Annotated in this window: 26 protein-coding genes and 1 pseudogene; 23 read left to right on the forward strand and 4 right to left on the reverse strand. The window is 61.4% G+C overall.

What is annotated here, in order from left to right; genetic code table 11:
• Positions 1–77: 77 nt before the first annotated feature.
• The gene (locus V0R59_RS21555) at positions 78–1,478 is read left to right on the forward strand and encodes an aromatic ring-hydroxylating dioxygenase subunit alpha (RefSeq protein ID WP_330076691.1); all 1,401 of its coding nucleotides are present in this window, start codon (positions 78–80) and stop codon (positions 1,476–1,478) included.
• Positions 1,479–1,576: 98 nt separating this feature from the next.
• Positions 1,577–2,152: an aromatic-ring-hydroxylating dioxygenase subunit beta gene (locus V0R59_RS21560; protein ID WP_330076692.1), complete on the forward strand. Its 576-nt coding sequence runs from the start codon at positions 1,577–1,579 to the stop codon at positions 2,150–2,152.
• Between the two features lie 27 nt (positions 2,153–2,179).
• Here V0R59_RS21560 and V0R59_RS21565 read toward each other — a convergent pair whose 3' ends face one another.
• Positions 2,180–2,923 carry a DUF2889 domain-containing protein gene (locus tag V0R59_RS21565; RefSeq protein WP_330076693.1) on the reverse strand — a complete coding sequence of 248 codons (744 nt, stop codon included), beginning with the start codon at positions 2,921–2,923 and terminating at the stop codon, positions 2,180–2,182.
• A 100-nt stretch (positions 2,924–3,023) separates the two neighbouring features.
• Here V0R59_RS21565 and V0R59_RS21570 point away from each other — a divergent pair, with 100 nt between their 5' ends.
• Positions 3,024–3,824 carry an SDR family NAD(P)-dependent oxidoreductase gene (locus tag V0R59_RS21570; protein ID WP_330076694.1) on the forward strand — a complete coding sequence of 267 codons (801 nt, stop codon included), beginning with the start codon at positions 3,024–3,026 and terminating at the stop codon, positions 3,822–3,824.
• A 56-nt stretch (positions 3,825–3,880) separates the two neighbouring features.
• On the opposite strand, the gene V0R59_RS21575 is transcribed toward V0R59_RS21570, so the two are convergent.
• On the reverse strand, positions 3,881–5,512 hold the full coding sequence (locus V0R59_RS21575) for an ATP-dependent acyl-CoA ligase (RefSeq protein ID WP_330076695.1): 1,632 nt from the start codon (positions 5,510–5,512) through the stop codon (positions 3,881–3,883).
• A 183-nt stretch (positions 5,513–5,695) separates the two neighbouring features.
• On the opposite strand from V0R59_RS21575, the gene V0R59_RS21580 reads away from it, so the two are divergent.
• The 17 genes and pseudogenes from V0R59_RS21580 to V0R59_RS32185 all read left to right on the forward strand — a co-directional run.
• Positions 5,696–6,433 carry a TetR/AcrR family transcriptional regulator gene (locus tag V0R59_RS21580; protein WP_330076696.1) on the forward strand — a complete coding sequence of 246 codons (738 nt, stop codon included), beginning with the start codon at positions 5,696–5,698 and terminating at the stop codon, positions 6,431–6,433.
• A 325-nt stretch (positions 6,434–6,758) separates the two neighbouring features.
• On the forward strand, positions 6,759–7,823 hold the full coding sequence (locus tag V0R59_RS21585; protein ID WP_095156549.1) for an amidohydrolase family protein: 1,065 nt from the start codon (positions 6,759–6,761) through the stop codon (positions 7,821–7,823).
• The gene (locus V0R59_RS21590; protein ID WP_330076697.1) at positions 7,823–8,689 is read left to right on the forward strand and encodes a fumarylacetoacetate hydrolase family protein; all 867 of its coding nucleotides are present in this window, start codon (positions 7,823–7,825) and stop codon (positions 8,687–8,689) included. The genes V0R59_RS21585 and V0R59_RS21590 overlap by 1 nt, the downstream gene beginning before the upstream one ends.
• The gene (locus tag V0R59_RS21595; RefSeq protein WP_330076698.1) at positions 8,686–9,591 is read left to right on the forward strand and encodes a 3-hydroxyacyl-CoA dehydrogenase; all 906 of its coding nucleotides are present in this window, start codon (positions 8,686–8,688) and stop codon (positions 9,589–9,591) included. Before V0R59_RS21590 ends, V0R59_RS21595 begins: the two co-directional genes overlap by 4 nt.
• Positions 9,588–10,763, forward strand: a complete 1,176-nt coding sequence (locus tag V0R59_RS21600; protein WP_330076699.1) for a thiolase family protein — start codon at positions 9,588–9,590, stop codon at positions 10,761–10,763. The genes V0R59_RS21595 and V0R59_RS21600 overlap by 4 nt, the downstream gene beginning before the upstream one ends.
• A 1-nt stretch (position 10,764) precedes the next feature.
• Complete coding sequence (locus tag V0R59_RS21605) at positions 10,765–11,268, forward strand: carboxymuconolactone decarboxylase family protein (protein ID WP_330076700.1); 504 nt, start codon at positions 10,765–10,767, stop codon at positions 11,266–11,268.
• A 139-nt stretch (positions 11,269–11,407) separates the two neighbouring features.
• On the forward strand, positions 11,408–12,685 hold the full coding sequence (locus V0R59_RS21610; RefSeq protein ID WP_330076701.1) for a cytochrome P450: 1,278 nt from the start codon (positions 11,408–11,410) through the stop codon (positions 12,683–12,685).
• 134 nt (positions 12,686–12,819) lie between these two features.
• Positions 12,820–14,127 carry an amidohydrolase family protein gene (locus tag V0R59_RS21615; protein WP_330076702.1) on the forward strand — a complete coding sequence of 436 codons (1,308 nt, stop codon included), beginning with the start codon at positions 12,820–12,822 and terminating at the stop codon, positions 14,125–14,127.
• Between the two features lie 109 nt (positions 14,128–14,236).
• Positions 14,237–15,385 carry an acyl-CoA dehydrogenase family protein gene (locus V0R59_RS21620; RefSeq protein ID WP_330076703.1) on the forward strand — a complete coding sequence of 383 codons (1,149 nt, stop codon included), beginning with the start codon at positions 14,237–14,239 and terminating at the stop codon, positions 15,383–15,385.
• The gene (locus tag V0R59_RS21625) at positions 15,385–16,458 is read left to right on the forward strand and encodes an acyl-CoA dehydrogenase family protein (protein WP_330076704.1); all 1,074 of its coding nucleotides are present in this window, start codon (positions 15,385–15,387) and stop codon (positions 16,456–16,458) included. The genes V0R59_RS21620 and V0R59_RS21625 overlap by 1 nt, the downstream gene beginning before the upstream one ends.
• Positions 16,455–17,255 carry a crotonase/enoyl-CoA hydratase family protein gene (locus V0R59_RS21630; protein ID WP_095156556.1) on the forward strand — a complete coding sequence of 267 codons (801 nt, stop codon included), beginning with the start codon at positions 16,455–16,457 and terminating at the stop codon, positions 17,253–17,255. Before V0R59_RS21625 ends, V0R59_RS21630 begins: the two co-directional genes overlap by 4 nt.
• Before the next feature lie 42 nt (positions 17,256–17,297).
• The gene (locus tag V0R59_RS21635) at positions 17,298–18,422 is read left to right on the forward strand and encodes an acyl-CoA dehydrogenase family protein (RefSeq protein ID WP_330076705.1); all 1,125 of its coding nucleotides are present in this window, start codon (positions 17,298–17,300) and stop codon (positions 18,420–18,422) included.
• Positions 18,423–18,479: 57 nt separating this feature from the next.
• On the forward strand, positions 18,480–19,337 hold the full coding sequence (locus V0R59_RS21640; protein ID WP_330076706.1) for a cache domain-containing protein: 858 nt from the start codon (positions 18,480–18,482) through the stop codon (positions 19,335–19,337).
• Between the two features lie 33 nt (positions 19,338–19,370).
• Positions 19,371–20,576, forward strand: coding sequence for an MFS transporter (locus V0R59_RS21645; protein ID WP_330076707.1), 1,206 nt, complete (start codon positions 19,371–19,373; stop codon positions 20,574–20,576).
• Positions 20,577–20,603: 27 nt separating this feature from the next.
• Complete coding sequence (locus V0R59_RS21650) at positions 20,604–21,155, forward strand: glutathione peroxidase (RefSeq protein WP_095156560.1); 552 nt, start codon at positions 20,604–20,606, stop codon at positions 21,153–21,155.
• 3 nt (positions 21,156–21,158) lie between these two features.
• Positions 21,159–22,049, forward strand: a complete 891-nt coding sequence (gene panC / locus V0R59_RS21655; RefSeq protein ID WP_330076708.1) for a pantoate--beta-alanine ligase — start codon at positions 21,159–21,161, stop codon at positions 22,047–22,049.
• Positions 22,009–22,167, forward strand: a pseudogene (locus V0R59_RS32185) (integrase); the annotation flags it as partial. The gene panC and the pseudogene V0R59_RS32185, both read left to right, overlap by 41 nt.
• A 379-nt stretch (positions 22,168–22,546) precedes the next feature.
• On the opposite strand, the gene V0R59_RS21660 reads toward V0R59_RS32185, so the two are convergent.
• On the reverse strand, positions 22,547–22,939 hold the full coding sequence (locus tag V0R59_RS21660) for a RidA family protein (RefSeq protein ID WP_330076709.1): 393 nt from the start codon (positions 22,937–22,939) through the stop codon (positions 22,547–22,549).
• Positions 22,940–23,053: 114 nt separating this feature from the next.
• Between V0R59_RS21660 and V0R59_RS21665 the strand changes: the two genes are divergently transcribed.
• Both V0R59_RS21665 and V0R59_RS21670 read left to right on the forward strand, forming a co-directional pair.
• Positions 23,054–23,959, forward strand: a complete 906-nt coding sequence (locus V0R59_RS21665) for a LysR family transcriptional regulator (RefSeq protein ID WP_330076710.1) — start codon at positions 23,054–23,056, stop codon at positions 23,957–23,959.
• A 78-nt stretch (positions 23,960–24,037) separates the two neighbouring features.
• Positions 24,038–24,364, forward strand: a complete 327-nt coding sequence (locus tag V0R59_RS21670) for a hypothetical protein (protein WP_330076711.1) — start codon at positions 24,038–24,040, stop codon at positions 24,362–24,364.
• A gap of 77 nt (positions 24,365–24,441) precedes the next feature.
• On the opposite strand, the gene V0R59_RS21675 is transcribed toward V0R59_RS21670, so the two are convergent.
• The gene (locus V0R59_RS21675) at positions 24,442–25,365 is read right to left on the reverse strand and encodes a LysR family transcriptional regulator (protein WP_330076712.1); all 924 of its coding nucleotides are present in this window, start codon (positions 25,363–25,365) and stop codon (positions 24,442–24,444) included.
• Between the two features lie 130 nt (positions 25,366–25,495).
• Here V0R59_RS21675 and V0R59_RS21680 point away from each other — a divergent pair, with 130 nt between their 5' ends.
• A complete protein-coding gene (locus tag V0R59_RS21680) occupies positions 25,496–26,617 on the forward strand; it encodes a muconate cycloisomerase family protein (RefSeq protein WP_330076713.1) in 1,122 nt (373 codons plus the stop codon).
• Positions 26,618–26,623: the final 6 nt, after the last annotated feature.

Raw genomic sequence — 26,623 nt, forward strand, 5'->3', positions numbered from 1 at the left:
ATGAAGTATACAAAAATAAATAAAGTGTCTTATATTTCGTTGCGGATTCGCCGTGACACCCTGAGCAGGAGGCAATCATGCTAACAAGAAAAAGCCCCGTATTGTCTGATGGAACGGAGGTCTCGGACCTCATCTACCCCGCTACACGTGAAGTGCAAATGCGCGTGTTGTCTGATCACGAGATTTACGAGCTGGAGATGGAAAAGATCTTCGGCAAGATCTGGGTAATGTTGGGCCATGAAACGGAAATCCCCAACGCCGGGGACTTCATGGTCCGCGACCTGGGGTCTGACTCGGTGATTGTGGCGCGCGGCAAGCAAGGCGAGGTGTTCGTCACCCTGAACGTCTGCCCGCACCGTGGCATGCGCATCACCACCGCCGATTGCGGCAACACGCAGATTCACAAATGCATCTACCACGGCTGGGCCTTCCGCCCCAACGGCGACTTTGTCGGCTCGCCGGTCGAGCGCGAGTGCATGCACGGCAAGATGATGCCCAAGGAGCAACTGGGCCTTAAAAAGGCGCGTGTAACGCTCTATGGTGGGCTGGTCTTCGCGACCTGGAACATTGAGGGACCGTCCTTCGAAGAGTTCCTGGGTGACGCGAAGTGGTATTACGACATGCTGTTCTGTCGCTCCGACAAGGGCATGGAAGTGCTCGGCCCGCCCCAGCGTTTCATCGTCAACGCCAATTGGAAAACCGCGGGTGAGCAATCGGCCGCCGATGGCTTCCACACCCTGACGCTGCACCGCTGGCTGGGTGAGGTGGGCAATTACGCTAAAAAGGGCGAAGGTGAAACCGCTGACCTGAGCCCGGAAATGATCGGTGTGGAGGTCAGCTCACCTCATGGTCACGCGTTGCGTTGCATCGACCTTGCCCGCAAGATCAAGCGCCTGACCGGCCTGGATCCGGCCGAGCTCAGCGTGCAGCAGAAGCTTGAAGCGCTGCCTCCCGCCGGCATGACCGCCGGTATGGTCGAGCAACTGGCGCGTAACCTCACTGATGAGCAACTCCAGGTCCTTACCAGCATGCCGCCGCAAGTCGGTGGCATGTTCCCGAACATTCTCTTTGGCTTTGTCTACATTCCCCAGCCTGACGGCAGTGTAGTGGGCTCCATGACCATGCATGCCTATGTACCGCAAGGCCCGGACAAGCTGGAGTTCGTTAACTGGATATTCGCCGAGAAGGATGCGCCACCGGAGTTGCGTGACAAGATGCTCAAGCAGACCATCCAGCTGTTCGGCACCTCTGGCATGGTCGAGCAGGATGACTCCGACACCTGGCCGCACATGACGCTAGCCGCCAAAGGGGCGATGGGACGCAAGAGCACGCTCAAGTACCAGGCCTGTTACGAGACCGGCGCACCTGAAGGTTGGCCGGGCCCTGGCATCGTCAACGAAGGGTTTACCAAGGACGATACCCAGTGGCACTGGTGGCTGTATTGGCACGAACTGATGACCGCCTCTGACGAGAAGTAAGTGCGGGGGGAGGGGCGCCTTCGTCGGCGACCCTTTCTGCACGCTCACCCTTCAAGTCGTCACTATCCAGGTACAAGAACAATAATGAGGAATTGCTCATGACGCAGGTTCAGCAACGCGGCGTGGAGGATATCCAGCCAGGCTCCCCGGTCGGTACGCGGCGAGTGCCGGTGGGGTCGCCGGTCTACAACGATGTGGTGACCTTCCTTTACGAGGAGGCCACCTTGCTCGACCAGATTCGCCTTCAGGAATGGGCCGAGCGCCTGGACACGGATCTGGTGTACACCGTGCCGCTGCGCCAGACGCGCCTGGCTTCGGAATTGAAAACCACAATCGTGCGCAGCGTGCAGCACTACCATGACGACTACCGCTCAATGATGGGACGCATCCTGCGCTTGTCCGGCAAGAGCGCCTGGGCAGAAGATCCGCCTTCGCGTACGCGTCGGCTGGTGACCAACGTGTTCGTGGAAGAGACGGAGAAATCCGACGAGTTCGTGGTGACCAGTTACCTGTTGCTGACGCGAAGCCGTTTCAAGGACCACCACGTGGACATCATCAGCGGCGAGCGGCGCGATGTACTACGGCTGGGTGCTACCGGGTTCAAGCTGTCACGGCGTGAGGTCATTCTGGACCAGGCGGTACTGGGTACACCCAACCTCGCTATCTTCCTCTAGGTAATGAGCCTGCGGCCAAGCGGTGTATCACGCCGTAGGGCCGTCGGGCCGGGCATGTAGCCATGTCTGGTCCTGGGCGCACAAGGCCTGCGGCTCGTCGCTGAAATCCAGCGTCGAGCCCTTCATGCGCAGAGCCCGTTCCGCGCGTTCCGCTTGCTGGCTGTAGCAGCGACCGCTGCTAGTGGCGTGGACCTGCTCGTCAAGGTTATAGGCGCGTCCCATCGAGATGAGGGTGCAGCGACGCAGAAGCAGCGCCGCTTCGGCGACGTCTTCGCTTAGGGTGCCGAGTGCCCAGCGTGCCATACCTTCGCGAAGGTTGACGCCGGCATAAGGCGATGGGCTTTCGATCATCGTGCCGTTGATTTCCCAGTTCAGGACCAGCCCATCGTCGCGTGTCAGGCGTGCGCGGGTACGGCCGTCGATACGCGCCCCGACCTGAATCGCGTAGCGTCGCCGACAGATGCCGCGGGCAGCAGACGCGATAGCCAGGCCGGCAAGGTCGAGCAGGTGGGTGCACTGATGGCTGGCGTCGGTTTGCCGGGTTACCGTATGCGCAATCCGCGCCAGCGGCATGTCCACCAGTGCCTGCAGTTGATCGCATGCCTGCGGGCACAGGGAATAGGGGTAGCGCAGCGCTTCGCCACCGATGGCCGTGACCTGGCCCGCGCAGTGGTTGGCCCATACGCGAAAGTGATGAAAGTCGTCCTCCAGCGCCGCACGAACGTGGTCTGCGCTGGCAGTAATGTCTACGCGGCGTCGAAAAGCAGTCATCTTGGCGTCCTTGTGCAAGGGGTGTGAGGGGGCGCTGAAATCAGCTATATTTGAACACTAAATACTATTATGTTCACTAAAAACAAGAAAAGGAGCGGTTATGGCCCTGCTGAACGAACAGGTCGCGCTGATTACCGGCGCCGGTGGCGGGATTGGTCGAGGTATCGCGCTTAATTTCGCCAAGGAGGGGGCTGCGGTAGTGGTCGCCGAACTGGATGAGCTCAGCGGGGAAGCTGTGGTGGCGGAGCTCAAGGCGCTTGGCGCCAGGGCGGTGTTCATCCGAACGGACGTTTGCAGCAAAGCTGATATCGAAGCTGCTGTGAAATTGGCCGTCGATGAGTTCGGTGGCCTGGACATACTGGTCAACAACGCGTTCGCGCCCACACCCAACGTACTTCTGGAAGACAAGACCGACGCCATGCTCGAGCAGACCCTGGGTTCGACCGTGTGGGCAGCCTGGTGGGCGATGAAGGCGGCGCTCCCGCACATGAAGGCGCGTGGCGGCGGCAAGATCATCAATTTCTACTCGATCGATATCGAGATCGGTGCCTGGCTGCATGGCGACTACAACACGGCAAAGTCGGCCATCGTCGGGCTGACCCGCAGCGCTGCCTCCGAGTGGGGGCGCTTCAACATTCGCACCAATGCCATCGCACCCACCGCGATGGGCGCCACTTTCCACAAGCTGGCGGCAGAAAACCCCGGTTTCGCTGAAATGTCCGCTTCCATGCGCCCGCTGGGGCGTTGTGGCGAGCCCGAAGCTGATATCGGCCCGGTGGTAGTCTTCCTGGCCAGTGAGATGTCGCGCTTCATTACCGGTGAAACCATTCACGTCGACGGCGGATTGCACCTGCCTGGCTACAACTCTCGCCCCAAAGACATTTCCGTGCGCGAATACTGAAGGAGCAAATGAAAAGCGCGGCGAGTGCCGCGCTTTTTTTGTACCGGATACAACCGCTACTTCTTTGCAACGCTGATCGAAGTGGTTTCCAGGTCCCATGTTGCAAGGGTTTTGCCTTCGTCGCGCAGCAGGTATTTCAATACTCGGCCCTGCGGGTTCTTCGGCAAGCTTTCGCGAAACTCGATATAGCGAGGCAGGGCGTAGTAGGGCACTGAATCCACTGCCCAATGGAACAGATCTTCGGGCTGCAGCGTGGCGCCTTCATGCAATACCGCCGTGACTTTCACATCATCCTCACCCTTGTCGGATGGCACCGCATGGACCGCTACCTCGGCCAGCGCCGGGTGTACGCTGAAGGCGGCTTCCATTTCGAAGCTGGAGATGTTCTCGCCGCGGCGGCGCAGGTAGTCCTTTTTGCGGTCCACAAAGTAGAAGAAGCCGTCATTATCGAACTTGCCGATGTCGCCGGTGTGGAACCACATGTTGCGCATCAGTTTCTGGGTGTCCTCGGGCCGGCGCCAGTAGCCTTGGAACATGATGTCCGGGCGCTGAGGGCGTACCACGATTTCACCGGCGGTTTCGGGTGGTACTTCCTGGTCCAGGTCGTCGACGATGCGTACATCGAAGTCGGCAATGCGTTTGCCCGAGGATCCCGGCGCGGCGTATTCGCCGGCGGCCAGCGAGGTGATCACGCAGGCTTCGGTAAGTCCATAGCCATTGCCGCCTACCAGGGGCGTGCCGAAGCGTTCGCGCCAGATCTTTTTGGTTTCTTCGGTATAGGGGTTGCCGCGAGCGGTGTGGATCTGCCCCACGCAGCGCAACATGGCTTCGTTGTCGGGCGCCTGGGCGAGCAAGCCGCCCATCCCGCCGAGAATCGAGGCGATGGTGGCACCCGAGCGCTCCACCTCCTGCCAGAAGCCTGACACCGAGAAACGCGGCAGTATGGCAGCGCGTGCACCTACCAGGATGCTGGCGATTATCGACACGCACAGGGCGTTCATGTGGAACAACGGCAGCGGCGTGATGGTGACGTCGTCGGCGCTGGCAGGGCCGGCGCGCAATTGAAGGCGAGCCAGGTTGCACATGAAGTTGTAGCTGATCATGCAGCCTTTGGACGGGCCGGTCGTGCCCGAGGTATAGATCAAACATGCGAGGTCGGACGGTTGCGGCTTGTTGGCGAGTGGGGTGGTGTCCTCGCCGCGGAAGCTGTCCAGTGTCGTGATGCGAATCGGGCACTCGACCACGCTATCGAGCGCACCGCGATGCAGAATGTGCTGCACGTCATGCAGTTGTTCTGCCAGCGATGTGATGCGCTTTAGGTAGGCTGCCTCGCAGATCACCAGCGAGGTGCCGGTGTCGACGATCTGGTGTCGCAAAAACTCGCCTTTGAGCGCGGTGTTGATCGGCACGCTCACCGCACGCAATTTGTTGATGGCCAGCCAGGTGATGACCGCATCGATGTTGTTATCGAGCATGGTCAGCACGGTTTCACCCGGCTTGATGCCGAGCGTGGCCAGGGCATTGGCCATTTTGGTTGAAAGTGAGTCAACCTCTTCGTATGTGTACAACTCACCGCTGAAATCCAGCAGTATACGCGCTGGATGCCTTGCCACCGCGCGTTCTAGCGCGTCGATGACCGTGTCTCGTTCTCCTACTGCCCAGGTTTCTGGATTTCCACTGCTGCCCATGAATTTTCTCCGTTGAGGCGCCAGTGAGTGCTGGTCGCCTGATTTTTATTTTTGATAGAGAATTGGATTCTAAATGTAAAATCTAGAATTGTCTTTAGGGTGAAGTTGAACATATACAGTTATTTATGCACAGATTCTATGTTACCGTGACCTCATCTCTACTCTCGACGAGCCTGCAAGTCCATGCCAAAAAACGCTACCCAGCAGGCAGAAGCGCCTAAGGCTGCTGCCAAACCCAGAAAAAAGACCGCGCCTGACGCCCCCCCGGGCGGTGCGAAGGCAGTCAAGACTGTTGAGCGACGAAACGGCCCGGTGGCTGCAGTCAACAAGGTCAAGCCGAATCGTCGCTCGGAAGAAACCATCGCCAACATTCTCAAAGCGACCGAAGAAGTGGTACTGATGTCGGGCGCCGACCGCATCTCCATTCTTGACGTGTGCCAGGTCGCGGGTGTCTCGCGCGGCACCTTCTATCGCTATTTCTCTTCCCAGGAAGACCTGCTGGACACGTTCTCGCGGCACAAGCGCGAAAGCTTCCACACTTCGCTGTCGCAGGAACTGGGTCACATCAGTGACCCGGAAGCCCGCTTGAACGCGCTGTTCGCCTACCTTGACAACTACCTCGAGCAAAGCCGCGCACGGCGCCTGCTGGTGGTCGCGCCAGATTATGCGCTGGGATTTTTCCGGCGGATTTTCCACGACTCGATCGTGCGCTTTCAGGATGGTCTGGGCATCGTTTTCGATGACTGGGACGACCGTCTGGGCGTGCGTCTGGACCGGGAGCTGATCTGCGAGATGATCATTCGCTATGTGTTGAGCGAAATTCTGGTACCGGAAGCCGCAGGGCGCCGACTGTTCCCGGTACGTGTGAAAAAGCTCCTGGGCGCGTTGATCATGGGGTCCACCTCGCGGACTCGCCGCTGATACGTGCTTTCGCTCTTCTGTACAGGCAAAGCCCCCGCCAATCGGGGGCTTTTTTATTGCCTGTGGAAAATCCTCCCTCGTGCTCTTGCTCTTGTTGCCCTGCTGCGAGCTCCTCCGTCGTGACGGCTGGCGGGCTCTGCACCAAGGGTCTCGGCACGGTCAAGAAAATAATATGAACAGAATTTTGATTTCTGCTCAAATTAATTTTAAGCTCTGGCCTGGTAGCGAGCCTTGCTGTTCCCCTTCTCGCGTCGGTTGACCGTGACCGCGCAAAGGCACCGCGCTGCAAACCAACAAAAAAGTGCCAACTTCGAGGTACCTGCACATGCTTATCGATCTGCACGCTCACGCACCCCATCCGGGCTACTACAACCAGCACCCGCACTGGGGGCCGTTCTTCGAACAGCACGCCGATGGCGATATCAAACTGCGCGTGGGGGAATGGATTCTTGGGCTCGGGTCGCCTGAGCGTAAGGCTGCCGTGCGCTCGGGCAACGGTCCCAAGCTTGAGGAATACTTCGCGCGCTGGGCGGACCCGAAAGTCCGCCTGGCCGGCATGGACGCGGCAGGGCAGAACCTGCAGGTGATCTCGGTGCCGTCGCACTGCTACATGTACTGGACCGAAGCCGAGTTCGCCGTGCCGTTTGCACGTACCGTCAACACCACGCTGGCCGAGTACTGCTCGGCGGCTCCGGACCGCCTGATGTTCTGGGCTCATGTGCCGTTGAACGCACCAGAGGCGGCGGCCGCTGAACTGCGTTATGCCTGCACCGAGCTGGGAGCCAAGGGCATGGTGGCCGGCGGCGCCAACTTCGGCGGGCTGGAGTTCGATTCGCCGGAGCTGGATGTGGTGTGGAGGACCCTCTGCGACCTGGACCTGCCGATGTTCATCCACGGCTACAACCAGTCAGTCACCTGGGGCAAGAACGCCAACGACGACCGTTACGAGACCACCGCCATTGTCGGCATGCAGTACGACGAGAGCCGCTGCTTCTGGAACCTGATTTGCGGTGGTGTGCTGGACCGCTTCCCCGACCTCAAGGTGTACATCACCCACGGCGGCGGCTACGTGCCGTATCAGCTCGGGCGCCTGGCCAAGACCAACGAGAACCTGGACGTCAAATACAACAAGAAGCCGCTGCTTGATTACATGAAGAACTTCTACTTCGACGTCGAGCTGCATGAGGTACCGATGCGCCAGGCGCTGGTCGATATCATCGGCGCCGATCATGTGCTGTACGGCAGCAACTTCGGCGGCAGCGACGCGGTACGCCATGACCTGACCCACGGCTTGAAGCTGTCGGATGCCGACCTGCGCAAGATCCGTTATGAAAACGCATGCCGCTTGCTGCACCTCGACCCCGCCAAGTTGGGCAAGGTAGGTGCCTGATGAAGCTGGCACGCTGTGAGCATCCTGCGGTCGGCATATTCTGGGCCGTGGTCGATGTCGCCCAGGACCAGGTAACCCCTGTTTCCGGCGACTTCAGAGACTGGGCGCCGGCCGTTGCGGCGGGCCGGGGCATCAGCTCCGTGCGGCTTGCCGGCCCATCGCTGGCGCTGTCGGAAATCCGCTTGCTACCACCGATCGAACCGATCAATCGGGTGGTGGTGGCGGGCGCCAACTACGCCAAGCACCTGGTGGAGTTCGGGTTGAGCGCGCCGGCGCAGCCGGTGGCCTTCCTCAAGGCCTACGGCGCGCTGATCGGCGCGAGTGACCCCATACGCTTCCCGCCCTTGACCGAAGAACTCGACCACGAGGTTGAACTGGTGGCAGTGATCGGCACGGGCGAGATCGATGTCGAAAATCCGCTGGCCTGCGTGCTGGGTTACACCGTTGGCAACGACGTGAGTGCCCGCGACCTGCAGCGCAGCGGGCCGCCCGGCATTGGCATGGATCTGTTCGCCGCCAAGAGCCAGGACCAGACCACGGGCCTCGGCCCGTGGATCGTCACCAAGGACGAGTTTGCGCAAGGCTCCCCGCAGTTGCGCCTGACCTTGAAAGTCAATGGCGAGATTCGCCAGGACGGGTCCACTGCGGAGATGACCTGGGACGTGGGGCAGTTGATCAGCTTCGTGCAGCAACGCTCCAGCTTTGCCACGGGCGATGTCCTGTTCACCGGCTCGCCGGCGGGCGTCGGCATGGGCACTGGCCTGTATCTCAAGGAGGGCGACGTGGTTGAGGCCAGCGTCGAAGGCATCGGCACATTGCGAAATGTAGTCGGCAAAAAAACGCAGCTAATCGAGAACCACACATGAACGCCAACAAGACAGAAAAAGTAGTGGTCGTGGGTGCAGGTCTGATGGGCACCGGCATCGCACATGCGTTCGCCAGTTCCGGTTTCGTCACCGTTCTGGTCGATACCAACGCGGCTTCGTTGACCCAAGCGCGGGCAAGCATCGAAAAAATCCTTGGCGATGGAGTGCGCCTGGGCAAAGTCAGCGAGGAACAGGCGCAGCGCTCGCTGGTCAACCTGCTGACCACCAGTGACCTGAACGAGGCCGCCAGCGGTGCGAACTGGCTGGTGGAAACTGTCTCCGAGCAATTGGCGGTGAAGCAGGCAGTCATCCGCCAGGCTGCTCCGCTGCTGGCCGCCGACGCCATCATTGCCACCAACACCTCAGCCCTGAGTGTGACCGAGATCGCCACGTCGGTAGATGCCGCCGAACGGGTCATCGGCATGCATTTCTTCAACCCGGTGCACAAGATGAAACTGGTGGAGCTGGTGCGTGGCCTGGCCACCAGCGACGAGGTGGTGGTGCGCACCCGCGCGTTGTGCGATCAGATCGGCAAAACCTCCATCATCGTCAATGAGTCGCCGGGGCTGACCACCAGCCGGATGTCGGCGCTGCTGGGTAACGAGGCGATGTGGATGCTGCAGGAAGGCACCGCTACCGCCGAGGACATCGATACCGCATTACGGTTGGGCTTCAACCACCCGATGGGGCCGTTGGAGCTGGGTGACCTGACTGGCTGGGACACGCGGCTTTCGGTATTGCGCTATTTGCACCAGATGCTGGGCGAGAAGTTCCGTCCCTGCCCGCTGATCATCAAGATGGTTGCGGCCGGCCGCCTCGGACGCAAGACAGGGCAGGGCGTGTATCGCTATGTCGACGGCAAGCAGGTCCCGGGGTCCGGGCTCAAGGCGAGTGCACTATGAGCGATGTCGTCATCGTTGATGCGGTGCGTACTCCCATTGGCAGGTTTCGCGGCAGCCTGGCGGGCGTACGCGCCGACCACCTGGGCTCGCTGGTGATCAGTCGCTTGATCGAGCGCGTCGATGTTGCTCCCGAAAAAGTCGAAGATGTGATCTTCGGCTGCGTGACCCAGATCGGCGAGCAGTCGGCCAATATTGCCCGCACCGCGCTGCTGGGGGCAGGCTGGCCGGTCGGCATTCCCGGGCTGACCATCGACCGAAAATGCGGCTCGGGTGAAGTGGCGGTGCATCTGGCCGCTGGCGCAATTGCCAGCGGTGCGGCGCAGGTTGTCGTGGCAGGTGGCGCGGAAAACATGAGCCGCGTGCCTATGGGCAGCAACCGTGACCTTCATGGTGAGGCGTTCGGCTGGATGGCGGCGCAGCACTATGAGTTGACCAGCCAGGGTGAAGCGGCCGAGCGGATTGTCGACAAATGGTCGCTCAGCCGCGAGGCCCTGGATGACTTTGCCTTTGCCAGCCACCAGCGCGCCGCCGCTGCGTGCGACGCCGGGTATTTCGACAATGAAATCATTCCGGTCGTGGTCGATGACCTGAAGGAGCGATCCCTGATCGAGCCTGCTGGTGTGTTGCGCCGGGATGAAACCATTCGCCGGGATACTTCGCGGGAAAAGCTGTCGACCCTCAAGACCAGTTTTCGTCCAGAGACGGGGCGCATCACCGCCGGCAATTCGTCGCAGATTTCCGACGGCGCCGCCGCGCTTCTGCTGATGAATGCGGACACGGCGAAAAAGCTTGGGCTCAGGGCAAGGGCACGCATCCGTGCTTTCACCACGGTCGGCTCCGATCCCACCTTGATGCTGACCGGGCCGATCGCCGCCACCCACAAGGTGCTGGCAAGGGCGGGGTTGAACCTCGCTGACATCGACTTGTTCGAGGTCAACGAAGCCTTCGCCTCAGTGCCGCTGGCCTGGATGTTGGAAACCGGCGTGCCTCACGACAAGTTGAACGTCAACGGCGGTGCCATTGCCCTTGGGCACCCTCTGGGGGCCAGTGGTGCGCGTCTGATGACCACTTTGCTCAATGAGCTCGAGCGCCGCGGTGCCCGCTTCGGCCTGCAGGCCATCTGCTGTGCTGGGGGCATGGGCACCGCCACAATCATTGAACGGCTGGATTGAAGTGGCCCGCCTGCCTCTGGTTGCCCTGGGCGACATGCCGCCCGCGTTGCAGGACGCGGTCGAGCGCGGGCAGCGCAGCCGCATGCTCAGTTCCATCACCCCGGTTCAGGTCTGGGCGCACCGCCCGGCGGCTGCCCTGGCCTGGCTGGGGCTGATGGAGTGCTTGCATAGCGACAGCCTGCTGTCCGAGCGCTTGCGCGAGTTGGTACGCCTGAAGATCGCCAGCATCACCACCTGCCAGGCCTGCCAACTGGCGCGCAAGTCGGACACCGTCACCGAACAGGACATCGCCTGCATGGCCAGCGACAGCGCGTGGTTCAGCCCCGAGGAAAGGGCGGCGCTGTGTTACGCGGAGTTGTTTGCCAGCGATTACCTGGCGATCGACGACCGGCATTTCAGCCAGCTCGCTGTGTATTTTTCTGCCGCGCAGATAGCTGAACTGGGCATGTACTGCGCTCTGATGCTGGCGGGCGGGCGTATGACGCTGGTGCAGCAAGCGTATTGAAGGCGGTCATGCATGAATTTAAGTGTTCAAAAAACCAGTATTTGTTCATATGCATGTGAGTTGGGCCTGGCATTGAACCGCATAGAGGGCCCATACCAAGAACCGATTAAAAATAATGACAATAAAAGCGGAGATGATCATGTCCACACCGGCACAAAGCGACCTAACCAAGGCATTTTCCGATGTAGCCAGCAATTACCGTGGTACCAATGATATCGACCTGCATGCGACCTACCGCGACATGCGCGCCAATTCCCCAGTACTGCAAGACAACTTCATGGCGCGCCTCGGGGTGCCATCCATCGCCGGGCTGGACGCCACACGGCCTACCTTCACCCTGTTCAAGTACGACGACGTGATGGCCGTGATGCGCGATGCCGGCAACTTCACCAGCGGCTTTATCGCCGAGGGTCTGGGCGCCTTTTTCGATGGCTTGATCCTGACCGCGATGGATGGCGAGGCGCACAAGAACATCCGCAGCCTGCTGCAACCGGTGTTCATGCCCGATACCGTCAATCGCTGGAAAGAAACCCGGATCGACCGGGTGATTCGCGAGGAGTACCTCAAGCCCATGGTGCCGGCCAAGTCGGCCGACCTGATGGACTTCGCGCTGTATTTCCCCATCCGTGTGATCTATTCGCTGATCGGTTTCCCGGAAGACCGGCCGGAGCAGATCGAGCAGTACGCGGCCTGGGCGTTGGCGATCCTGGCGGGTCCTCAGGTTGACCCGGAGAAGGCCGCGGCGGCACGTGGCGCGGCGATGCACGCCGCACAGGCGTTGTATGACGTGGTCAAGAACGTAGTAGCCGATCGTCGCGCGCAGGGCGGTACGGGCGACGACCTCATCAGTCGCCTGATCCAGGCCGAGTACCAGGGCCGATCCCTGGACGACCATGAAATCGCGACCTTCGTGCGTTCGCTGCTGCCGGCGGCCAGTGAAACCACCACCCGTACCTTCGGCACCCTGATATCGCTGCTGCTCCAGCATCCTGAGGTACTGGAACGAGTTCGCAACGACCGCAGCCTGGTGAACAAGGCCATCGATGAAGCCGTACGCTTCGAGCCCGTAGCCACTTTCAAGGTTCGCCAGGCCGCCCAAGACCTGCAGATCCGCGGTGTATCGATTCCACGAGGGGCGATGGTGCAGTGCATTGTCACCTCCGCCAACCGCGACGAAGACGCCTTCGAAAATGCCGACACTTTCGATATCGACCGTAAGCCCAAACCCTCCTTCGGCTTCGGTTTCGGCCCGCACATGTGTATCGGCCAGTTCGTCGCCAAGACCGAGATCAACTGCGCGCTCAACGCGATTCTCGACCTGATGCCCAATATTCGCCTGGACCCGGACAAACCCGGGCCGGAGATTGTCGGTGCGCAGCTGCGCGGCCCGCATTATCTGCATGTGCTGTGGGATTGAAGCTGCCCCTGCGCGCCGTTGGCGGCCTTGCATGACAACGCTAATTGAACACAATCAAAAAAAGTGTTTAATTAGTTTTGGATCTGCTCTATGCTTCATTCACAACAACAAGCCCGAATGCGAAGGGGATAGCCATGAAAGTTGAAGATCTGATTCTCGTCAGCGTCGATGACCACGCGATCGAGCCGCCCAATGCCTTTGCCCGTCACATGCCGGCCCGCTTCAAGGGGCGTGAGCCGCATGTGGTCAAGAAAGGCGAGCGTGACGTCTGGGTGTTCGAAGAGCAGGCCACCGGTTACATGGGCCTGAACTCCGTGGTCGGCCGGCCGAAAGAGGAATACGGCATGGAGCCGCTGGGCTACGACCAGATGCGTCGTGGTACCTGGAGCATCAAGGACCGCGTCGACGACATGAACGCCAACGGCGTGCTCGGCTCCTTGTGCTTCCCGACGTTCCCAGGCTTTGCCGGACAGCGCTTCCAGGTGCACGGCGACCGCGATGTGTCACTGGCCGCGATCCAGGCTTACAACGACTGGCACCTGCACGACTGGTGCAACGCTGCGCCAGGCCGTTTTATCCCGCTGATGATTGTGCCGTGGTGGGACATGCAAGCGGCGGTCGCCGAGGTCGTGCGCCTCTCCCGGCAAGGCGTGCATGCCGTCTCGCTGTCGGACAACCCGGCCATCCACGGCTACCCGTCGATTCACAGTGACTACTGGGACCCACTGTGGAAGGCGTGCAGCGACAACAAGGTGGTCATCTGCTGCCACATCGGCACCGGCGTGAAAGCGGACCACGCGTCTGACCTGTCGCCTATCGATGCGTGGATCACGTCCATGCCGATCTCCATCGCCAACTCGGCGGCTGACTGGATCTGGGCGCCGATGTGGAAGAAGTTTCCCGACCTGCGCATGGCTCTGTCCGAAGGGGGCATTGGCTGGGTGCCTTATCTGCTGGAGCGTGCCGATTTCACCCACCGCCATCACAACGCGTGGACCAATTCCAACTTCGGCGGGAAGATGCCCAGCGACATCTTCAACAAGCACTTCATCACCTGCTTCATCGAAGACAAATTCGGCCTCAAGAACCTGGATTTCCTCAACGCCGACATGGTCACCTGGGAGAGCGACTACCCGCACTCCGACTGCACCTGGCCCAACTCGCCGGAAACCGCGTGGGAGGGTCTGCAGCACCTGTCCAAGGACGTCATCGACAAGGTCACCCACCTGAATGCGATGCGCGAGTTTTCCTTCGACCCGTTCTCCATTCACGGCCGCGAAAACTGCACAGTCGGCGCGCTGCGGGCCCAGGCCACGCATGTCAGCATTGAGCCTGCGCTGGGCCTGGGCGGCGCCGACCACGGTCGCCATGACAACAAGCCGGTGACCTCTGGAGACATCAACGCGATGTTTGCCCAGGCTGACGCGCAAACCGCGTTGTAAGTCGCCGCCCTTGCTTCAGGCGTCGCGCATCGGCGGCAGGAGCAAGGGGCGGTTCTGTGGTCGCCCCATGCGGGGCGATTGCGCCTGTGTTCAGCGTTAGAGAGCGCATATGGCCATCAGTCAATTCAGCTACAGCTCCATTCCTCCCGAGGCCGAGGCACTTCGCGCGGACGTCCGGGAATTTATCAAGACTCATCTGGCCAATTACCCGCCGACCTTGCGTGCCCATTCCTGGATGGGGTTCGACGCCGGGTTCAGCAAGCAACTGGGCGCCCGCGGCTGGGTCGGCATGGCGCTGCCCAAAGCCTACGGCGGCGCAGCGGCCGGGCCGTTTGCCCGCTATGTGATCATCGAGGAACTGCTGGCGGCCGGTGCCCCCGTGTCGGCTCACTGGATTGCCGACCGGCAAAGCGGACCGTTGATCAACCGCTTTGGCACGGAGGAGCAGAAGCAGCGCTACCTGCCTGCCATCTGCCGCGGTGAAAGCTACTTTTGCATCGGCATGAGCGAGCCCAATTCCGGTTCCGACCTGGCGTCGATCAAGAGCAACGCAGTGCGCGACGGGAACAGTTGGCTACTCAACGGGCAGAAGGTCTGGACCACCAACGCGCACCACTCGCAGTACATGATTGCCTTGGTGCGCACCGGTGAAAAACAGGCCGCGCGTCACGAGGGCATGTCGCAATTCATCGTAGACCTGAGCCTGCCCGGTATCACCATCCGGCCAATCCGCGACCTTGCCGGTGGAGAGCATTTCAACGAAGTGTTTTTTGACAACGTGCGCCTGCCGGGCGACGCGCTGATTGGCAGTGAAGGCAAGGGCTGGGAGCAGGTGACCGCGGAGCTTGCGTTTGAGCGCAGCGGTCCTGAGCGCTTTCTCAGTTGCATGGCGCTGCTCACCACCCTGATCGATGCATTGGGCAAGACGCCTGATGCCTTGCAGGCGCGGGAGGTCGGGCGTCTGACGGCCAGGCTGCTCACGCTGCGCAACATGTCGTTGTCCGTCACCGCACAGTTGGCCGCGGGTGAGCATCCAGCCTGGGCTGCCTCTTGCGTGAAGGATCTGGGCAATGTGTTTGAACAGGAACTGCCGGAAGTCGCGCAGTTGCTGCTGGACGCCGAGCCGCGCCAGTCGGGTGGCAGCGAATACGCCCGGGTGCTGGCCTACCTGACACAGATGGCGCCGTCCTTTTCACTGCGTGGTGGCACGCGCGAGATTCTGCGCGGCATCATTGCCCGCGGGCTGGAGTTGCGATAATGCGCGAACTATTCGAAACGATGATCGAACGCCTGTTCGCCGACCTGGCAACGCCGGCCTACGTGCTCGGCTGCGAGGGCGGCGAGTGGCCGGCCCAATTGTGGTCTGCGCTGGACGATTCAGGCTTTACCCTGGCCGGCGCCCCCGAAGCACTGGGCGGCGCGGGGGCCACTTGGGCGGATATGTATGTAATGGTCCGTGCCGCCGGGCGGCATGCCGTGCCGGCCCCGCTGGGCGAGGCGTTGTTGGCCAACTGGCTGCTGGGCAAGGCCGGCCTCGAAGGGCGCGAGGGTGCCTTGAGCATCGCCGCTCGTGCCGAATTGAGCCTGGCCGATGGCTGCGTCAGCGGTATCGCTCGCGCCGTACCCTGGGGGCGCAATGTTGAGGCGCTGGTCGCCATCGCCATGACTGATACTGGCACTCCACAGGTGGTGCTGCTGCAACGCAGTACGGCCAGCGAACTCACCCTCAGCCTCAACGTGGCCGGGGAGCCGCGTGACGACCTGGTCTTCCGTGGTGCGCGAGTGCTTGCCCACGCACAGCTTCCGGACCGACTCGGCGCCGATGTGCTGGAACTTGGGGGCGCCATGTTGCGCTCGGGGCAGACTGCCGGCGCTCTGCATGCGTTGCTGGAGATGACCGCCAGCTACGCGCGGGAGCGCAAGCAGTTCGGCAAGGCCATCGGCTCCTTCCAGGCCATTCAGCAACAGTTGGCGGTAATGGCCGAGCAGACGGCGGCTGCGGGCATTGCCGCTGAAGCGGCCTTCTGTGAGTCCGACGACGGGCTCGCGGCATTGACCATCACCGTTGCGAAAATCAGCACTGCCGACGCCGCGAGCGTTGGTGCCGGTATCGGCCATTCGGTACATGGCGCCATCGGCTTTACCGAGGAGTATCCCCTTCACCTGCTCAGCCGAAGGCTGTGGGCATGGCGCAGCGAGTTCGGCTCGGCCAGCCTCTGGAGCCAGCGCCTGGGCATGCAGATTTGCCAGGGCGGCAGCGACGGCTACTGGCCGTTGTTGACCTGTCACGGTAAGCAACCTTTGTCTGGCCTTGCGAGTAATCGGCTATGAACCCGTTTCTTCAGATCGAGCGCGAGGGCGGTATCGTCACCGTGCGCATGAATCACCCTGACACCCGCAACGCCCTGACCACGCCGGAGCAGATCCAGGAATTCGTTGACTTGTGCGCCGCGTTGCGTCGCGACACGTCCGCTCGAGTCATGGTACTGACCGGTAATGGCAGCGCTTTCTGTGCCGGCGGCAACGTCAAGGACATGCACGAGCGTGGCGGCATCTTCGCGGGCTCGCCATATGAACTGCGCAACACCTACCGCGACGGCATCCAGCGCATCCCCCTGGCGCTGTACGAACTGGATATCCCGGTGATCGCCGCCGTCAACGGCCCTGCAATCGGTGCCGGCCTTGACCTGGCCTGCATGTGCGACATCCGCCTGGCGTCGACCTCGGCGGTGTTCGCCGAGAGTTTCGTGCGCCTTGGCATCGTGCCGGGCGATGGCGGCGCCTGGTTGCTGCCGCGGATTATCGGTGTGCCCAAGGCCAGCCTGATGTCCTTTACCGGCGATACGATCAATGCGGTCAAGGCGCTGGAGTGGGGGCTGGTCGAGCAGGTGTGCACGCACCAGACACTGATGGCCGAAGCACGCTCGCTGGCCGAGCGTATCGCCAGCAACCCGGGTCACGCGCTACGTTTGTGCAAGCGCCTGCTGCGCGAAGGGCAGCATATGCGCCTGGATTCGCTGCTGGAGCTGTCGGCAGCCTATCAGTCGCTGGCCCACCATACCGAAGACCATCAGGAAGCCGTTTCGGCCTTTGTCGAAAAGCGAACCCCCGACTACCTCGATCGTTGACCGCATATAAGGCACAACCGACGGACTTTTGGAGTATTGAAGATGCGCGGCGTTTTCCGTGAAGACCACAACATGTTCCGCGAGCAGGCACGCCGGTTCGTCGATCGCGAGATCGTGCCCTACCTGCATGAGTGGGAAAAGAACGGCATCGTGCCCAAGGATGTCTGGCTCAAGGCGGGGGAGACCGGCTTGCTGTGCTCCACCGTGCCTGAGGAATACGGCGGCCCGGGTGGAGATTTCGGCCACTCGGCCGTGATGATCGAGGAACTGGCGCGGGCCAATGCCACGGCGGTGGGGTTTACCACCCACTCTGAGATCGTCGCCCCTTACATCGTCGCCTATGGCAGCGAAGAGCAGAAACAGCGCTGGTTGCCGCGCATGGTCAGTGGCGAATTAATTGGTGTGATTGCCATGAGCGAGCCGGATATCGGCAGCGACCTGCGCTCGATGCGCACCTTGGCGCGCCGGGAGGACGATGACTACATTGTTTCCGGACAGAAGACCTTCATTACCAACGGCGGCAACGCTGGTCTGATGGTCACCGCCACCAAGCTCGATCCGAGTGCCAGGGAACTCACGCTGATTTGCGTCGAAGAAGAGCGCGATGGCTTCTCCAAGGGCCGCTTGCTGGAAAAGATCGGTCTGAAAGGCCAGGACACCGCTGAATTGTTTTTCGATGATGTGCGGGTGCCTGTCGCCAACCGATTGGGCGAAGAAGGCCAGGGCTTCAAGTACCTCACCCATCAGTTGGCGTGGGAGCGCCTGATTATCGCGATCCGCGCCGCCCAATCAATTGAGACGCTGCTGCAAGAGACCATCGACTACACCCGCGAACGAAAAGTGTTCGGCAAGCCGGTGCTGGACTTCCAGAACACCCGTTTCAAACTTGCCGAAGCCAAGGCGCAGTTCACCATGCTCAGGGTGTTTGTGGATGATTGCCTGGCCAAGGTCATGCGTGGCGAACTGCCTGCGGACGTAGCCGCCATGGCCAAGCTGCTGGGCTCGGAAATGCAGGGCAAGCTGCTTGACGAGTTCCTGCAGTTGCATGGCGGCTACGGGTTCATGAGCGAGTACAAGATCAGCCGGGCCTGGGTCGATGCGCGTGTTGCGAGGATTTATGGCGGCACCTCGGAAATCATGAAAGAGATCATTGGCCGCACGCTCTAGAGGCTTGCGGGCAGGGCGAGGCGATGACACCGAGCGCTCACCAGAGGAATAGCAACAATGAGCATCTATCGTGCTTTTGCAGTTTTTTGCCTATGCCTTGCCTCCGTGCTTGCGATGGCCCAGCCGCCGTCGACCGATGCCTACGACGCTGAAAGCCAGCGTGCCCAGGCATTGCTGGCCAAGGCTGTGGCCCGCTACCAGGCCAGGGGCGACAGTGCCTTGGCTGAATTCAGTCGCCAGGGCGACTTCGTCGATGGCGAGCTGTACATCTACGTGGTTGATACCTCGGGCGTTATGTTGGCCAGCGGCGGCTCATCGGTGGCTCTGGTCGGCAAATCCGTGGTGAGTGTGCTGGACGACGATCTCAAGGTCGCGTTCCGGCAGGCCATCGAGGAACCTGACGATGGGACTGTCCGCAGCGCTGAATACCGTTGGTGGAACTGGCAGCACGCCAAGGTGGAGCGCAAGCGCGTGTTCTATCGGCGGCTGGGGGATCGGGTAATCTCCGTGGGCTACTACATGCCGCGCTCCAGCCCTGAACAGGCCCGCGCGCTGATGCAGCGGGTCGCCGACCTGGTGCGCAAAGACCCGAATGCAACCTTCGCGCTCATCAATCAGCACGACAAACAGCTCACCCAGGATGACCTCTATGCCTTCGTGGTTGACCTCAAGACCCAGCGCTTTATCGCCCATGGGTTCTTGCCGCGCCTGATCGGTATTGACTTCAAGTCCCTGCGCTCCACCGACGGCAAACCGATCGGCCAAGAGATGCTACGGCAGATGGAAAATCATGAGACCGGAGAGCTCGGCTACCTGTGGCGCAACCCCATGACCGGGCAAAACGAGTTCAAGAAAACCTTTTTGCAACGGGTGAATGGCTATGTGGTCGCGGTGGGTTGCTACAGCGGACAGTAGGCCGGTGCAGGGTTGGCGGGGGCGATGTAATCAATGAGCGATAGCCGTGTTGTGAGCGCCGACAACCGCACGCGGGTGCATTCCGATGTGCAGATCCTTTCCATCATCTGTTTCAACTTCATTGGCTATGTGTGCAGCGGCCTGCCGCTGGCCGTGTTGCCCGGCTTTGTGTTGCATGACCTTGGCCTGACCTCGGTGTTTGCGGGCGCAGTGATCGGCGTGCAGTACCTGGCGACATTGCTGGCACGGCCGCTGGCCGGGAGCGTGGCCGATCGCCTGGGGGCCAGGTGCGCGGTGGTGTGCGGACTCGGCGGCCTGATTGCCAGCGGTCTGCTGACCTGGCTTGCGCTTACGCTCCAGACGCCGTTGTGGCTCAGCCTGACGCCGCTGGTGCTGAGCAGACTCGCCCTGGGCCTGTGCACCGCAATGATCTCCACGCCCTGCTGCACCTGGGCGATTGGCCTTAGCGGTGCGGCGAGCACTGCAAAGGTTATGTCCTGGAACGGTATAGCGGCCTATGGTGGTGTGGCGATTGGCGCACCACTCGGCCGGATGCTGGGAAATACATTCGGCCTCGCCAGTGTCGGGCTGTGTACAGCGGTGCTGGGCTTGGCGTTCGTGCTTGTGGCGCTCGGCAAGCGTCCGGCGCCGGTGGCGGCAGGTGTGCGGTTGGCTTTTCATCGCGTGCTGCTTGCGGTGTTGCCCAACGGTGTTGTGTTGGTGTGCAGCTCGGTGGGCTATGGCGGGTTGATGGCATTTGTGGCGCTGTATTTCGATAGCCTGGGCTGGCAGGGTGCAGCGTTTTGCCTCAGCGGCTTTGGTGCAGGTTTTATCGTCGCCCGGCTGGCATCCCCGGGCATTCTGCAGCGGCTGCGGGGCTACAAGGTGGTTACTGTGTGCCTGCTGGTGCAGACGGCGGGCCTGCTGCTGGTCGGGCTGGCGCCGTCGCCGGTGCTGGTGATCGCGGGTGGGGCCCTGACGGGTATCGGCGTTTCATGGGTCTATCCGGGGCTCGGCATGGAAACCCTCGCGGTGATTCCCGCCGCCAATCGAAATTCGGCGCTGAGCGCGCTTTCATTGTTTTTCGACGTCGCGGTCGGGTTGGCGGGGCCGGTGTTGGGGCTGGTTGCGGCAGGCCATGGCTACGCCTGTGTATTCCTCTTGTCTGCGCTGATGTCATTGAGCGCCGGTGGGCTCGTGCTTTATCTGTATTGGAAACCCAGGTTTTCCCATTATTGAAATCAACCTTGCAGGAGAGGCAGGTCCATGAGCAGTTCCCTTTACGATATTCCCTTGCAGCAGATCGATGGCACCCCGAGCAACCTTGGCCGTTATCGCGGCAAAGTACTACTGCTGGTCAACGTGGCGTCGAAGTGCGGGCTCACCCCGCAGTATGAAGGTCTGGAAAAGCTCTACCAGCGCAAGAAAGACCAAGGGCTGCAGGTGCTGGGTTTCCCCGCCAACAACTTCAAGGAGCAGGAGCCGGGCAACGACGCCGAAATTGCCGAGTTCTGCTCGCTGAACTACGGCATCCAGTTTCCGTTGTTCTCTAAACTGTCCGTCAATGGCGATGATCGCCACCCGCTCTATGCCGAGCTCACGGCTGCACAGCCCGAGACGATTGGTGAGGGCCCCTTCAGGGAGCGGCTCAAGAGCTATGGCGTTGTTTCTGACAAGCGCACGGATGTGCTGTGGAATTTCGAGAAATTCCTGGTCGATCGGAGAGGGGCGGTAGTCGCTCGTTTTGCGCCCGATGTAGCGGCTGATGACCCGCGGTTGTTGGAGGCAATCGACGCTCAACTGGCCCATGAGGCGTGATTGATGCTGACATTCGATACGGTCACCGCGGTTCGCGCACACCTCGCTGACGTGCGTGCGGAGCACCGCCGGATCGCGCTGGTGGCCACCATGGGTAACTTGCACGACGGACATATCGCGCTGGTGGAACTTGCCAGACAAATGGCCGACATTGTGGTGGCCAGTATCTTCGTCAACCCCCTTCAGTTCGGTGCTGGTGAGGACCTGGCCAGTTACCCGAGAACGTTGCACGCCGACCAGAAGCGGTTAGAGGGCGCAGGGTGCGATGTGTTGTTTGCGCCAGGCGTCGAACAGATGTATCCGGATGGCATGCAGGATCTGACTTTTGTCAGGGTGCCGCGGGTGTCACAAGGGTTGTGTGGCGTTTCGCGCCCTGGCCACTTCGACGGTATGGCAACCGTGGTGATCAAACTGCTGAACATCGTCCAGCCAGATCTCGCGGTTTTCGGCGAAAAGGACTACCAGCAGCTTGCAGTCATTCGGGCAATGGTAAGAGACCTCAACAATCCGACGGTGATTGTGGGGGCTCCTACCGTTCGTGCCCCGGACGGCTTGGCGTTGTCCTCGCGAAATGGCTATCTGAGCGAGGCGCAGCGGGCGACCGCGCCTTTGCTACACAAATGCCTGATTGAACTGGCGGCCTTGATACAACAAGGGCAAGAGATCGGCCCACCACTCCAAGGCTGCCGACAGCGATTAGATGCGGCGGGTTTTGAGCTGGACTACCTGGAAGTGAGAAATGCGCGGAGTCTGGAAACGGCGACACATGAGGATGAACAATGGGTAATTCTGGTTGCCGCGCGCCTTGGCAAGACGCGACTGATTGACAACCTGGTGGTGGACCTTCAATTGCTACCCCCAACAATGGATAGATGCCCAGCTCTCGCACAGTGAGCCTAATAAGGTGCGAGCGGCCTACACACAAGCTCAGTACGTCGAGCAGCGACGAGCGATGATGCAGGACTGGGCTAACCGATTGGGTCAGTTGGAGGAGGGCAGGGTCGCAGTGGCGTGTGAATCTGTTCATTCTGCGTGAACAGCAAGGGTTGAAACATCTTCAAGGTGTGCGTTGATCGATACCGCGTTGCTATCCCCTCCGAATAAGTACACAATTGAGGCTAGCCCCAACTCGGGGATTTATGAAAAACCTTATTTTTCAACGGGTAGGATGCCAGATGCGAGTCTCGTTTCCCGCTCCAAATATGGCGCTTCAGAATGGTTTCATGATCATTCTGGAGTGAAAGAAAAAAGGCCCTTCGGGGCCTTTTTTCGTTGCGCGGGAAATCACCGAAAACTGGTAACACCCCAGATTCTTGAGTACACGAAATCTGGAGGTGTCCCGGGGCGGTTTTCAGCTGGAGACACGTTCACGTGGCCCTTTCCCGTGCAACTCAGGCTGGCAGCTTCGCCACCACCTTGATCTCCACCTGGAAGCCGTACAGCCAGGTCACGCCCACGGCAGTCAAGGCCGGGAAGGGCGCTTGCCCCCAGTATTCCGGCACCACCTCCCAGACCTGTTCGAAGATCGCCTGCGGTTCGACCATGAACACGGTGACGTCCTGGACATCGTCGAAGCTGCAACCCGCCGCCGCCAGCACCGCATTCAGGTTGTCGAAGGCGCGGCGCACCTGGGCCTTGAGCTCCGGCTCCGGCGAGCCATCCTCGCGGCTGCCGACCTGGCCGGAAACGAACAGCAAGCCATTGGCGCGCACCGCCGCCGAATAGCGGTTGCGCTCATACAGGGCCTGGCGGCCGGCCGGAAATACCACATCACGCTGATTCATCGCTAACTCCAGACTGTGCAAGAAACATGGCCAAGGTAAGGTCCTTGCCCGGCCCGGATAAACAGGCAATGCTGGCCAACACTGTTTGCAGATCCCAAACAATCCGGAGCTTCGATGGACCGTTTCGATGCGATGCAGGCCTTCGCCCGCGTGGTGGAAACCGGCAGTTTCACCCGCGCGGCCAGCACCCTGCACATGAGCAAGACCACGGTCAGCCAGCTGGTCCAGCAACTGGAGGCGCGGTTGCGGGTCAAGCTGCTCAACCGCACCACGCGCAAGGTAGCGGTGACTGCCGATGGCGCCGCCTACTACGAGCGTGTTCAGGCACTGCTGGCGGCGCTGGAGGATGCCGACACCGCGCTGTCCAGCGCCGCCGTTGCGCCGCGTGGGCGCTTGCGCGTGGATGTGCCCAGTCCGTTCGCCCGCCTGTTGCTGATCCCGGCGTTGCCCGGGTTCCATGAGCGTTACCCGGACATCCAGCTGGACCTGGGCGTCAGCGACCGGCATGTCAGCCTGCTGGATGAAAGCGTCGATTGCGTGATCCGCGGAGGAGAAATCACTGATGCGTCGCTGGTGGCCAGGCATATCGCCGACCTGCCGCTGGAGGTGTACGCCGCGCCGGCTTACCTGGCTGCCCATGGCACCCCCAAGCATCCTGCGCAGTTGCAGGCCGGCGAGCACCGGGTGGTCGGCTATCGCGGCGCGCGCAAGGGACAGACGCTGGTGTTCAGCCTGCAACGGGAGGGCGAGTCCTTGCAGGTCCAGGGACGGTCGAGCCTGGTGGTGGACGATGGCAACGCCTACCTGGCGGCGGGGCAGGCGGGATTGGGCGTGCTGTGGTTGCCGCGCTACATGGCGCTAGGGGCGCTGGCCAACGGCGAACTGGTCAGGCTGTTCGAGGACTGGGAGATTGCGCCAATGCCGCTGTATATCGCCTACACGCCGAACAGGCATGTCAGCGGCAAGTTGCGGGTGTTCATGGAGTGGGTGGTGGAGGTGGTCCGCAGGGGTTGTTCGTAATGGCAATATGATCTCTCCCTGCAACTAATGCCGCAGATTTCTTGATACTCTCCGCACTTCACAGGATGGAGTTTGGGAATGATCAGGAAAATTGCCTTGGTTGCAACTTTGCAACTTGTCCTTGCACCACTCGCGATTGCTGCGGGCGCTGCAGCCGGGAGTTCGGACCTGGCCGGATTGAAGGTGGCGATGGACGACCGCTTGAAGGATGCCGAAAGTGCAAGATTCAAGAATGTGCGCATCGCCAAGAATGGCACTACCTGTGGTTTGGTCAATGCCAAGAATTCATACGGGGCCTATGCGGGCTTTGAACCTTTCCTGGCAATGAAATTGTCCAGCGGAAAATTTTACGTCGTGGGCTTGGGCGAGGCAGCGGGTCAGGTCTGTGAGAAGGACGGCATCTAGCTCAGGGCTCAGCCATCTGATCCGCTCCCGTTCCCGCTGAGCAACAGACGACCGGGTCGGCGCAGGTTCTCCCGCGATCACGATAGCGAACCCGCTGGCGTAATCTCAGGTAGATCCGGTCCGGACTGTGTCGCCAGCAACTCCTCGATCAACCCCATGCACCGCAACAACACCGGCCCCGCCTCATCCTTGCGCCGACTGAGAATGATCGGGCTCACTGCATCCCGGTCGCTCACCCCGGTATATTCCAGATCCGCACGATGTTGCTGGCGCACCGACGCCGGCGCCAGCGTGACGCCAAGACCCGCCGCCACCAGACCCAGCGCCGTCTGCAATTCATTGCTCCACTGGCCGACCTTGACGCTCAAGCCATGGTGGGCGAACAGGGCCAGCACATGGTCGGCATAGCTCGGCCGCGGCGTGGCCGGATACAGCACGAACGCTTCCTTCGCCAGTTGCGCCAGGCTCGGCGTCGTCCCGCACAACCCATGCCCGCGTGGTAGCACCGCCACCAGCGGATCCTCGTACAACACCCGTTGCTCGATGGCCGGATCGTCGATGCGGATGCGTCCGAAACCAATATCGATACGCCCGGCCTTGAGCGCTTCGACCTGCTGCACCGTGGTCATCTCGATCAGGTCCAGTTGCAGTTCGGTGTCGCTGCGCAATTCCCGGGTCAGTTCCGGCAACAGCCCATACAGCGTCGACGGTGCAAAGCCGATACCCAGCCAGTGGCGCTGGCCCTGGCCGATGCGCCGGGTGGTGGTGCCGATCTGTTCCAGTTGCTGGAGCAGGGTGCCGCTCTGCTCGTAGAAGTAGCGCCCGGCCTCGGTCAGGCGCAGCGGCCGGCCGCGCTCCACCAGCACGGTGCCGAGTTCTTCCTCCAGCTGGGCGATCTGCCGGCTCAATGGCGGCTGGGCCATGTGCAGGCGTTCGGCGGCGCGGGTGAAGTTCAGGGTTTCGGCGAGCGCCTTGAAGTAACGCAGGTGGCGAAGCTCCATCAGACTTCCTGGGTATGGTGGCAGAGGTATTCGATATTGGATTGCCAGCCGCCAACAGGCAATCCTTTGCTCAACCCATGAACACCAACGGCAGCGCAGGGGCGCCGCCGGCCACAAGGTACCCAGGCCAATGAGCAATGCAGTGATCGAACAGGTACAGGCGATCATCGTCGACCTGCCCACCATCCGCCCGCACAAGCTGGCGATGCATACCATGCAGCAACAGACCCTGGTGATCCTGCGCCTGCGCTGCAGCGACGGCGTCGAAGGTATCGGCGAGGCCACCACCATAGGCGGCCTGTCCTACGGCTACGAAAGCCCGGAAAGCATCAAGGCCAATATCGACCAGCACCTGGCCCCGGCACTGCTGGGCATGGCCGCGGACAATATCAACGCGGCCATGCTCAAGCTGGACAAGATCGCCAAGGGCAATACCTTCGCCAAGTCCGGCCTGGAAAGCGCCTTGCTCGATGCCCAAGGCAAGCGCCTCGGCCTGCCGGTCAGCGAGCTGCTCGGCGGGCGTGTGCGCGACAGCCTGGAAGTGGCCTGGACCCTGGCCAGCGGCGACACCGCCCGGGATATCGCCGAGGCCGAGCAGATGCTGGAGATCCGCCGCCATCGCATCTTCAAGCTGAAGATCGGCGCCAACCCGCTGGAGCAGGACCTCAAGCACGTGGTGGCGATCAAGAAGGCGCTCGGCGATTACGCCAGCGTGCGCGTCGACGTCAACCAGTACTGGGACGAGTCCCAGGCCATCCGTGGCTGCCAGGTGCTGGGCGACAACGGCATCGACCTGATCGAGCAGCCGATCTCGCGGGTCAACCGCTCCGGCCAGGTGCGCCTGAACCAGCGCAGCCCGGCGCCGATCATGGCCGACGAATCCATCGAAAGTGTCGAGGACGCCTTCAGCCTGGCCGCCGACGGCGCCGCCAGCATCTTCGCCCTGAAGATCGCCAAGAACGGCGGCCCCCGTGCCGTGCTGCGCACCGCGCAGATCGCCGAAGCAGCAGGTATCGCCCTGTATGGCGGGACCATGCTCGAAGGCGCGGTCGGTACCCTGGCCTCGGCCCATGCCTTCCTCACCCTGCGCCAGCTGACCTGGGGCACCGAGCTGTTCGGGCCGCTGCTGCTGACCGAGGAAATCGTCCGCGAGGCCCCGGTGTATCGCGATTTCCAGCTGCATGTGCCGCGCACCCCCGGCCTCGGCCTGACCCTCGACGAGGCGCAACTGTCGCGCTTCGCCCGCCGCTAAAAGGAG

Origin of the sequence: Pseudomonas ulcerans (assembly GCF_036324125.1) — a bacterium.
Lineage (GTDB): Bacteria > Pseudomonadota > Gammaproteobacteria > Pseudomonadales > Pseudomonadaceae > Aquipseudomonas > Aquipseudomonas ulcerans.

Bases quoted from the DNA above. Each gene is read 5' to 3' on its own strand.
- V0R59_RS21650 (WP_095156560.1), top strand. From the start codon at position 20,604: ATGAGCAGTTCCCTTTACGATATTCCCTTGCAGCAGATCGATGGCACC.
- V0R59_RS21640 (WP_330076706.1), top strand. From the start codon at position 18,480: ATGAGCATCTATCGTGCTTTTGCAGTTTTTTGCCTATGCCTTGCCTCC.
- V0R59_RS21585 (WP_095156549.1), top strand. From the start codon at position 6,759: ATGCTTATCGATCTGCACGCTCACGCACCCCATCCGGGCTACTACAAC.
- V0R59_RS21575 (WP_330076695.1), bottom strand. From the start codon at position 5,512: ATGGGCAGCAGTGGAAATCCAGAAACCTGGGCAGTAGGAGAACGAGAC.
- V0R59_RS21665 (WP_330076710.1), top strand. From the start codon at position 23,054: ATGGACCGTTTCGATGCGATGCAGGCCTTCGCCCGCGTGGTGGAAACC.
- V0R59_RS21620 (WP_330076703.1), top strand. From the start codon at position 14,237: ATGGCCATCAGTCAATTCAGCTACAGCTCCATTCCTCCCGAGGCCGAG.
- V0R59_RS21580 (WP_330076696.1), top strand. From the start codon at position 5,696: ATGCCAAAAAACGCTACCCAGCAGGCAGAAGCGCCTAAGGCTGCTGCC.
- V0R59_RS21595 (WP_330076698.1), top strand. From the start codon at position 8,686: ATGAACGCCAACAAGACAGAAAAAGTAGTGGTCGTGGGTGCAGGTCTG.
- V0R59_RS21625 (WP_330076704.1), top strand. From the start codon at position 15,385: ATGCGCGAACTATTCGAAACGATGATCGAACGCCTGTTCGCCGACCTG.
- V0R59_RS21680 (WP_330076713.1), top strand. From the start codon at position 25,496: ATGAGCAATGCAGTGATCGAACAGGTACAGGCGATCATCGTCGACCTG.
- V0R59_RS21630 (WP_095156556.1), top strand. From the start codon at position 16,455: ATGAACCCGTTTCTTCAGATCGAGCGCGAGGGCGGTATCGTCACCGTG.
- V0R59_RS21560 (WP_330076692.1), top strand. From the start codon at position 1,577: ATGACGCAGGTTCAGCAACGCGGCGTGGAGGATATCCAGCCAGGCTCC.
- V0R59_RS21570 (WP_330076694.1), top strand. From the start codon at position 3,024: ATGGCCCTGCTGAACGAACAGGTCGCGCTGATTACCGGCGCCGGTGGC.
- V0R59_RS21615 (WP_330076702.1), top strand. From the start codon at position 12,820: ATGAAAGTTGAAGATCTGATTCTCGTCAGCGTCGATGACCACGCGATC.
- V0R59_RS21565 (WP_330076693.1), bottom strand. From the start codon at position 2,923: ATGACTGCTTTTCGACGCCGCGTAGACATTACTGCCAGCGCAGACCAC.
- V0R59_RS21675 (WP_330076712.1), bottom strand. From the start codon at position 25,365: ATGGAGCTTCGCCACCTGCGTTACTTCAAGGCGCTCGCCGAAACCCTG.
- V0R59_RS21600 (WP_330076699.1), top strand. From the start codon at position 9,588: ATGAGCGATGTCGTCATCGTTGATGCGGTGCGTACTCCCATTGGCAGG.
- V0R59_RS21590 (WP_330076697.1), top strand. From the start codon at position 7,823: ATGAAGCTGGCACGCTGTGAGCATCCTGCGGTCGGCATATTCTGGGCC.
- V0R59_RS21610 (WP_330076701.1), top strand. From the start codon at position 11,408: ATGTCCACACCGGCACAAAGCGACCTAACCAAGGCATTTTCCGATGTA.
- V0R59_RS21555 (WP_330076691.1), top strand. From the start codon at position 78: ATGCTAACAAGAAAAAGCCCCGTATTGTCTGATGGAACGGAGGTCTCG.
- V0R59_RS21670 (WP_330076711.1), top strand. From the start codon at position 24,038: ATGATCAGGAAAATTGCCTTGGTTGCAACTTTGCAACTTGTCCTTGCA.
- panC (WP_330076708.1), top strand. From the start codon at position 21,159: ATGCTGACATTCGATACGGTCACCGCGGTTCGCGCACACCTCGCTGAC.
- V0R59_RS21660 (WP_330076709.1), bottom strand. From the start codon at position 22,939: ATGAATCAGCGTGATGTGGTATTTCCGGCCGGCCGCCAGGCCCTGTAT.
- V0R59_RS21645 (WP_330076707.1), top strand. From the start codon at position 19,371: ATGAGCGATAGCCGTGTTGTGAGCGCCGACAACCGCACGCGGGTGCAT.
- V0R59_RS21635 (WP_330076705.1), top strand. From the start codon at position 17,298: ATGCGCGGCGTTTTCCGTGAAGACCACAACATGTTCCGCGAGCAGGCA.